The 8,338-nt window shown below is 74.7% G+C and carries 6 protein-coding genes and 1 pseudogene; 3 read left to right on the top strand and 4 right to left on the bottom strand.

The annotated features are described in order from the left end of the window. A pseudogene (locus tag N869_RS17820) lies at positions 1-989 on the top strand (hypothetical protein); the annotation flags it as partial. On the opposite strand, the gene N869_RS10720 reads toward N869_RS17820, so the two are convergent. Beyond that, complete coding sequence (locus tag N869_RS10720; RefSeq protein ID WP_232229701.1) at positions 964-1,746, bottom strand: glycosyltransferase; 783 nt, start codon at positions 1,744-1,746, stop codon at positions 964-966. The pseudogene N869_RS17820 and the gene N869_RS10720 overlap by 26 nt on opposite strands. Before the next feature lie 141 nt (positions 1,747-1,887). Then, positions 1,888-2,727, bottom strand: a complete 840-nt coding sequence (locus N869_RS10715) for a DUF5926 family protein (RefSeq protein WP_035061402.1) — start codon at positions 2,725-2,727, stop codon at positions 1,888-1,890. Positions 2,728-2,781: 54 nt separating this feature from the next. Here N869_RS10715 and pgm point away from each other — a divergent pair, with 54 nt between their 5' ends. Together pgm and N869_RS10705 are read left to right on the top strand one after the other, a co-directional pair. Further along, positions 2,782-4,458: a phosphoglucomutase (alpha-D-glucose-1,6-bisphosphate-dependent) gene (gene pgm, locus N869_RS10710; protein ID WP_035061400.1), complete on the top strand. Its 1,677-nt coding sequence runs from the start codon at positions 2,782-2,784 to the stop codon at positions 4,456-4,458. A gap of 37 nt (positions 4,459-4,495) precedes the next feature. Continuing rightward, the gene (locus N869_RS10705) at positions 4,496-5,734 is read left to right on the top strand and encodes an MFS transporter (protein WP_052105410.1); all 1,239 of its coding nucleotides are present in this window, start codon (positions 4,496-4,498) and stop codon (positions 5,732-5,734) included. 23 nt (positions 5,735-5,757) lie between these two features. Here N869_RS10705 and N869_RS10700 read toward each other — a convergent pair whose 3' ends face one another. Continuing rightward, the gene (locus tag N869_RS10700) at positions 5,758-6,831 is read right to left on the bottom strand and encodes a VIT1/CCC1 transporter family protein (RefSeq protein WP_035061398.1); all 1,074 of its coding nucleotides are present in this window, start codon (positions 6,829-6,831) and stop codon (positions 5,758-5,760) included. A 33-nt stretch (positions 6,832-6,864) separates the two neighbouring features. Next, a partial coding sequence (metE, locus tag N869_RS10695; RefSeq protein ID WP_156968499.1) for a 5-methyltetrahydropteroyltriglutamate--homocysteine S-methyltransferase occupies positions 6,865-8,338 on the bottom strand: 1,474 nt, incomplete at its 5' end.

The raw sequence follows: 8,338 nt of genomic DNA, 5'->3' as shown, positions 1-8,338 counted from the left end.
CCGCCTCGCCCGCGTGGGCCCTGACCGGGCTGGTGGCGGCCTGGGCGCTGGTGCTGACCACCGTCGCGCTCCTGATCGGGCGGCGCCACCGGCTCCTGGGCCCGGCCGCGGTCGTGGCCGGTGCGACCACCCTGGTGCTCGCGGTGGACGTCATCACGGGGGCCACCCTCCAGGTCTCGGCACCGATGGGCGTCCAGCCGGTGGTGGCGGGACGGTTCTACGGGTTCAACAACACCGCGTTCGCGCTGTTCGCGGCCGCGACCATCCTCAGCGTGGTCGCGGTGACCGACCCACTGGTCCGGGCCGGCCGACGCCGCCTGGCAGCCGTGCTGATCGCCGTCACCGGTGCCGTCGCCACCTTCCTGAACGGGATGCCCGGCCTGGGCAGCGACTTCGGCGGCCCGCCGGCCCTGGTGCCCGGGTTCGCGGTCCTGGCCCTCATGGCCGCGGGCATCCGCCTCACCTGGATGCGCCTGGCCGGGGTGCTGGGGGGCGCAGCGGTGGTCGTGAGCTCGTTCGCGGTCATCGACTGGCTGCGGCCCGTGGAGGACCGCACCCACCTGGGTCGGTTCGTGGAGACCGTCCTGGACGGCGGGGTGTGGGACGTCATCGGCCGCAAGCTCGCCCAGAACCTCGCCAACCTCGGCGGGACGTGGTTGACGCTCCTGGCCCTGGCAGGCATCGCCCTGGTCGCGTTCGTCCTGTCCCGGCCCCTGCGGTGGGCGGCCCACGCCCCCGACGGCGGCCCGTTCGGGTGGTTGTCCTCCGGGGCGCCGCTCACGTCCCTCGGCAACGACGCGCCCATGCTGCGGCCGGGGATCGTGGCCCTGGGCGTCACCCTCGGCATCGGGTTCGCCGTCAACGACTCCGGCATCGTCATCCCCGCGATCGGGGTGTCCCTGGCCGTGCCGTTGCTGGTGACGGTGTGCGCGGCCTGGTTGCTGCAGGTCCGCGACGGGATCGTCAGCCCCCGCGCCGACGCAACCTGAAGGCCCGACCCACCCCGCGCGCCACCCCGGCCATCTTGCGGGCGTTGACCGCCAGGAGCACGTCCCGGTACTGGGCGGCGCGGTGCATCTGACCCCGCAGGTCCGTGCCGGAGGCCCGGTGGCGCAGGTCGCAGGGCACCTCGACGGCCACGAACCCCTTGCTCAGCAGGTCGATCGTCATGCCCGTCTCCACCCCCCAGCCGTGCGCCAACGGGGTCGCGGCCTCGAAGGCCTCCCGCGTGAGGCAGCGCATCCCCGACAGCGGCTGGGTCGGGGTCCACCCCGTCATCGACTGGATCGACCGGCGGGCCAGGCCCACCACGATGCCCCGGCCACCCGCCCCGGGCTGCGGGGGGAGCAGCGCGATCGACAGGTCGGCCGCACCCTCCAGCACCGGCTGGACCAGAGGCGCGGCGTTCACGGCCGACTCCCCCAGGTCCCCGTCCAGGAACAGCAGCATCCGCGGGGGGCGCCCGTCCACGTCCCGCATCGCCACCACCGCGGCGCCCGTCTCCATCGCCGAGGCCTTGCCGCGGTTGTGGGAGTGCCTCACCACGACGGCGCCCGCGTCCCGCGCCACGTGCTGGGTCGCGTCCTCGCTGCCGTCGTCCACGACCAGCACCAGGTCCACGTGCGGGATCGCCCGGGCGGCGCGCACCGTCGCCGCGATACGTCGCGACTCGTCCTTGGCAGGGATGACCACGGCCACCCGCTGCCGGGTGGGGGCGGTGGAGGAGCCGCGTCGTGAGGTGGCCACGCGCACACCCTAACGAGAGTGGCGGGGTTCTTCATCGCGAGACCACGGGATGGTCAATCCACGGTCATCGACCCACGTGACCGTCGCACCCCGACGGTCCTGCACACCTCGCGCCGGCCCCGACCCGTCGAGGCCCGGTGCTCACCGCAGCGTCAGCTGACGAGACACCAGCCCGGCGCGCGCCCGGCGCTCGGTCGCATCCAGCGGCGCCTCGACGGCCAGGGCCTTCTCCAGACGCCCCGACAACGCACCGAGCTCCTGCTCCAGGACCTCGACGTCGACGTCGGCGGCCAGGTCCCACACCGGGACCAGCAGCCCGCACGACCGGAACGCGCCCAGGAACCGACCCACCGCGCCGGCCTCGCCGAGCCCGGACTCCCGGCGGGCGTGCAGCCGCGCCAGGGCGTCGATGAACTCCTGCTCGTCCCGGGTCACCGCCCACCGCAGGTAGGTGCGGTCGCCCATCTGCGCGACGTACGCCGCGTCGACCGACGTCAGCCGCCGGGTCGGCACGATCGTCTCGTTCATCTGGTCCAGCGAGGCGCGCACGTCCTGGTCCGGCTCGTCCTCGGGCGACAACCAGTACTCGAACCCGTCGTGGACGGTCACCTCGAACGCCACGTCGAGGTCCAGCACGTCCTGCAGGCGCGGGCCCGGCTCGGGCAGCGGTGCCGAGGTGATCGGGGTACCCGCGGGGAGCTCCATGGCCTGCAGCAGCAGGGCCGCCAGGTCACGGGACGCGTCACCGGAGCCCGCGTGCTGCTGCAGCGCCACCATCAGTGTCCCGTCGTTGCGGTGCAGCGCCGGCCACCCCATCGGCAGGACGGTCGCGACGACCACGTCGCGCGCGCCGTGCTCGGCGGTGGTGCGGGCGGTACCGGTCGCCGCGGGCACCACCTCACGCATCGCCACCCAGTCGGGCTCACCGGGCAGGCCCTCGAAGGGGCGCAGGACGAACTCGACGGCCGCTCTCTTACCCATGGTGTGCGAGGGTACCCGCTGCGCAGCGACCCCACCTGGTGCCAGGATCGGACCATGCACCCGCGCGCCGGTACCCCAGCCCAGCCCGAGGACCTCATCGACGTCGACGCGCTCGTCGGCGCCTACTACGACCGCACCCCGGACCTCGACGACCCCGGCCAGCGGGTCGCCTTCGGCACCTCCGGGCACCGCGGGTCCAGCCTGGACGGTGCGTTCAACGAGGCGCACATCATCGCCACCACGGCCGCGATCGTGGAGTACCGGCGCGGCCAGGGCACCGACGGGCCCCTGTTCATCGGGCGGGACACCCACGCCCTGTCCGAGCCGGCGTTCCGCACCGCGCTCGAGGTCCTGGCCGCGGCCGAGGTCGACGTGCACGTGGACGCCCGGGACGGGTACACCCCCACCCCGGCGGTGTCCCACGCGATCCTGCTGCACAACGGCTCCGCCACCCAGGAGGGGGTGCGCACCGGTGCCGGTGGTTCGGGCCTCGCCGACGGGATCGTCGTGACCCCGTCCCACAACCCGCCCCGGGACGGGGGCTTCAAGTACAACCCTCCCCACGGGGGGCCGGCCGGCTCCGAGGCCACGTCCTGGATCGCGGCCCGCGCCAACGAGATCCTGCGCCAGGGCGTGGGCGGGGTGCGGCGGCTGCAGCCCGACGCGGCCATGGCCGCGCCCGCCACGCACCGGCACGACTACCTCAGCGCCTACGTCGCCGACCTGCCGCACGTGCTGGACCTGGACCTGGTCCGCGCCACCGGCGTGCGCATCGGTGCCGACCCCCTGGGCGGGGCGGCGGTGGACTACTGGGGCGAGATCGCCGAGCGGCACGGGCTGGACCTCACCGTCGTGAACCCGCAGGTGGACCCCCGGTGGTCGTTCATGACCCTGGACTGGGACGGCAAGATCCGCATGGACTGCTCCTCCCCCTCGGCGATGGCGTCGCTGGTGCACGCCATGAGCGGGGACGCCCCGTTCGACGTCGCGACCGGCAACGACGCAGACGCCGACCGGCACGGCATCGTCACGCCCGACGCGGGCCTGATGAACCCCAACCACTACCTGGCCGTGGCCATCGACTACCTGTACGGCGGCGCACGCCCCGGGTGGCCCGCCGGCGCCGCGATCGGCAAGACGCTGGTGTCCTCGGCGCTGATCGACCGGGTGGCCGCCCACCTGGGCCGGGACCTGCTGGAGGTCCCCGTCGGGTTCAAGCACTTCGTCCCCGGGCTCCTGGACGGCACCGTCGGGTTCGGCGGCGAGGAGTCCGCCGGGGCGTCGTTCCTGCGCACCGACGGCACGGTGTGGACCACCGACAAGGACGGCATCATCCTGGCGCTGCTCGCCGCCGAGATCACCGCCCGCACCGGCAGGTCGCCGTCCCAGCTGCACGCCGGGCTGGTCGAACGGCACGGCCGGTCCTGGTACGCCCGCGTGGACGCCCCCGCCACCCGCGAGCAGAAGGCCGCCCTGGGCGCGCTGGACGCCGGGCAGGTCACGGCCTCGACCCTGGCGGGGGAGCCGATCACCGGGCGGCTCACCAGCGCACCGGGCAACGGCGCGGCGATCGGCGGGCTGAAGGTCACCACCGACAACGCCTGGTTCGCCGCCCGGCCGTCCGGCACCGAGGACGTGTACAAGATCTACGCCGAGTCCTTCGTCTCGGCCGAGCACCTCACCGAGGTCCAGGCGGCCGCCAAGGACCTGGTCACCCAGACGCTCGGCTGAGGCGACCCGCCTCGGCCGCGGCATGTGACGATGTGCCGTGCTCCAGCCGTACCGTGTGATCCTCACCCGCCCGGGCGCCGCGGCGTTCTCGGCCGCCGGCGCCCTGGCGCGCCTGCCCATGGCCATGACCGGGATCGCCCTGGTGCTGATGGTCTCCGAGGTGTACGGCTCCTACGGCTTGGCCGGGCGGGTCTCGGCGGTGTACGTCCTGACGCACGCCTTCTGCGCTCCCCAGCTCTCGCGCCTGGTCGACCGGCACGGGCAGGCCCGCGTCATGCGCCCGGCTTTCGCGGTCACCGCGATCGGGCTCACCGGCCTGCTGGTGACCACGGCGCTGGAGGGCCCCACCCCGGCCCTGTACGCCTCGGCGGTGGTGGCCGGGTCGACCATGGGCTCGGTGGGCGCCATGGTGCGGGCACGCTGGTCGCACCTGCTCCACGACCCCCGCCAGCTGCACACCGCCTACTCGTTGGAGTCGGCCCTGGACGAGCTGCTGTTCGTCCTCGGCCCAGTGCTGGCCACCGTCCTGGCCACCGGGGTCACCCCGACCGCGGCGCTCGTCCTGCCGCTCCTGGCCCTGGGTGCGGGCGGGATGCTGTTCCTGGGTCAGCGGTCCACCGAACCGCCGCCCTCGCCACCGGCGCCGGGGTCGCGCAGCAGGTCCGCGATCCGTCACCGTGGCATGGGCGTGCTCGCCGTGACGTTCGTGGGCATGGGCGCGGTGCTCGGGGCCACGGACGTCGCGACGGTGGCGTTCGCGCGAGAGCAGGGCTCGCCCGCCGCGGCCGGCCCCGTGCTGGCCGTGTTCGCGCTGGGGTCGCTGCTCGCGGGCCTGGGCTACGGCGCCCGGCACTGGCGCAGCCCCCTGTGGGTCCGCTTCACGGTCGGGATGCTCGCCCTGGCCGGCGGCGCCAGCCTGTTCCTGCTCGTCACGTCCCTGCCGGTGCTGGCCGCCGTCATGTTCGTCACGGGTCTGGCGATCGCCCCGACCCTGATCACCGGCAACGCCCTGGTGCGCCACCTGGTCCCGCACGCGCAGCTGACCGAGGGTCTGGCGTGGGTGGGGACCGCCCTGGGGGTCGGGGTCTCGTTCGGGGCGTCGATCGCCGGGTCGTGGGTCGACGGGCAGGGGTCGACCGGGGGGTTCGTGGTGGTGATGGGCTCGGCCGGGATCTGCGTGGTGGTGACGCTCGCGGCGCTGCCGATGCTGCGGCGGGCCGTCGGGGACGACCCCGGGGTCGCCGAGGTCGGGCCCGGGCCCGAGGCCCACACCTGACCGGACGGGCGCCCCGCCCGACCTCAGCCCAGGGTCGCCCCGAACAGCGTGCCCAGCAGGTGGGTGATGCCCGCGGCGCCCGCACCGATGGCCAGCTGGCGCAGGGCGCGGCGCACCGGTGGCCCACCGGAGATGACACCCACGACCGCACCGGTCAGCAGGAGCGCGGCCCCGACCGCGAGCAGCGCCACGAGCAGCGCCGCCCCGTTGGTCATGCCGAAGAGGAACGGCAGCACGGGGATCGCGGCGCCCGAGGCGAAGAAGCAGAAGCTCGCGAGCGAGGCCCCGACGTCCGTACCCACGGCCTCGTGCTGGTCGTCGTGGCGCTCGGTGAACTCCCGGCTCGGGCCGGTGAGGTCGGCCAGGACGGCGTCGGCCCGCTCCTGCGCCTCGTCGGGGGCCATGCCCCGGGCCCGGTAGACCAGGGCCAGCTCGTTGGCGTCGACGTCCAGGTGGGTCAGCGCCGTGGCGGCCTCGGGTGCGGGGTTGGACGCGGCGAGCAGCTCACGCTGGGACCGCACCGAGATGTACTCCCCCGCACCCATGGACAACGCACCGGCGAGCAGGCCCGCCAACCCGGTCAGCAGCACGGTCGAGGACGTCGCCCCGGCGGCCGCGACGCCGATCACCAGTGCGAGGTTGGAGACCAGACCGTCGTTGGCACCGAACACCGCCGCCCGGAACGACCCGGCGAGCCGGTTGCGACCCCGGGTGGCCAGGGCGCGGACGACCTCGGCGTGGATCCGCTCGTCCGCGGCCATCGCCGGGGTCGCGTCGGCGTCGGCGTCGTAGGTGGCGCGGGCCTCGGCCCGTTGGGCCAGGGCCAGGACGAACACCCACCCGAAGTGGCGGGCCAGCCAGGCCAGTACCCGGAACCGGACGTCCCCGCGGCGGGGGGCGCCCACCTCGTCGCCGAGGAGCTCCTCCCAGTGGGCGGCGTGACGGTCCTCGGCGTCGGCGAGGGCCAGGAGGATCTCCCGTTCCTCGCCCTCACGGCGTCCGGCGAGGTCCCGGTAGACGGTGGCCTCGGCACGTTCGTCGGCCAGGTGGCGGCGCCACCGGCGCAGCTGGGCCGGGGTGGGGTGATGTCCGGACACCCGATCATCCTCCCACCCCGGCCCGCTGCCCGGTCAGGACCGGAGCGCGCGCGCAGCCGTCACCATGTTCGCCAGGGCGGGGCCGACCTCCTCCGGCCGGCGGGTCTTGAGCCCGCAGTCCGGGTTGACCCAGAGCCGGTCGGCCGGCACGTGCTTGAGCGCCAGGCGCAGCAGGTCCACGACCTCGTCGGTGCCGGGCACCCGCGGGGAGTGGATGTCGTACACGCCCGGGCCCAGGCCCCGGTCGAAGCCCGCGTCCTCGACCTCCGGGAGGATCTCCATGCGGGAGCGTGCCGCCTCGATGCTCGTCACGTCCGCGTCCAGGGCGTCGATGGCACCGAGGACCTCACCGAACTCCGAGTAGCACAGGTGGGTGTGGATCTGGGTGCTGGGCTGCACTCCCGCGGTCGCGAGCCGGAACGCGTCGACCGACCAGCGCAGGTAGTCGGGGCGGGCACCGGCGCGCAGGGGCAGCAGCTCGCGCAGCGCCGGCTCGTCGACCTGGATGACGACCACCCCTGCGGCCTCCAGGTCCACGGTCTCCTCGCGCAGGGCGAGGGCGACCTGACGTGCGGTGTCGGCCAGGGGCTGGTCGTCGCGGACGAACGACCAGGCCAGGATCGTGACCGGACCGGTGAGCATGCCCTTGACGGGACGGTCGGTCAGGGACGAGGCGTAGGTCGCCCAGGGCACCGTCATGGGCGCGGGACGGGACACGTCACCCCACAGGATGGAGGGCCGGGTGCACCGGGACCCGTAGGACTGGACCCACCCGTGGTCGGTCACCGCGAACCCGTCGAGGAGCTCGGCGAAGTACTGCACCATGTCGTTGCGCTCGGGCTCGCCGTGCACCAGGACGTCGACGTCCAGGCGTTCCTGGACGGCGACGACCTCGGCGACGTGCTCGCGCATCGCGGCCTCGTAGCCGGCCTGGTCCAGTGCGCCGCGGCGCAGGGCCGCGCGGGCGCGACGGACCTCCGGGGTCTGGGGAAAGGACCCGATCGTGGTGGTGGGCAGGGGCGGCAGGGGCAGGGCCTGGTCCTGCAGCGGGCGGCGCTCGGCGTAGGGCGGCCGGGCCAGGTCGGCCTCACCCAGGGCGGCGCACCGCTCCCGCACCCGGGGGTCACGCACCCCGGGCGCCTCCTCGCGGTCCCGCCGGGCGGCACGGGCGGCCTCGAGCCGGTCCTTGACCGACTCCGGGCCGTTCGCGAGGGCGGTGGCCAGGGTGTGCACCTCGGTGACCTTCTGGTCGGCGAACGCCAACCAGGACCGCACCCGCGCGTCCAGGGCGGTCTCGACGTCGACGTCGTGCGGGACGTGGGCCAGGGTCGTGGAGGTGCCCACGCTGACCGAGGCGCCCGTCACCGAGCTGAGCTCACCGAGGGTCGCCAGTGCGGCGTCCAGGTCGGTGCGCCACACGTTGCGCCCGTTCACCACGCCCGCCAGGACCGCCGGGGCCCGGTGGCCGGCGCGCACGTGGTCGCCCAGGGCGTCGGCGGCCCGGCTC

It is taken from the genome of Cellulomonas bogoriensis 69B4 = DSM 16987 (assembly GCF_000767165.1).
GTDB classification, from domain to species: domain Bacteria; phylum Actinomycetota; class Actinomycetes; order Actinomycetales; family Cellulomonadaceae; genus Actinotalea; species Actinotalea bogoriensis.
This window is presented reverse-complemented; position numbering and strand designations above follow the sequence as displayed.

Bases quoted from the DNA above. Each gene is read 5' to 3' on its own strand.
- N869_RS10715 (WP_035061402.1), bottom strand. From the start codon at position 2,727: ATGGGTAAGAGAGCGGCCGTCGAGTTCGTCCTGCGCCCCTTCGAGGGC.
- pgm (WP_035061400.1), top strand. From the start codon at position 2,782: ATGCACCCGCGCGCCGGTACCCCAGCCCAGCCCGAGGACCTCATCGAC.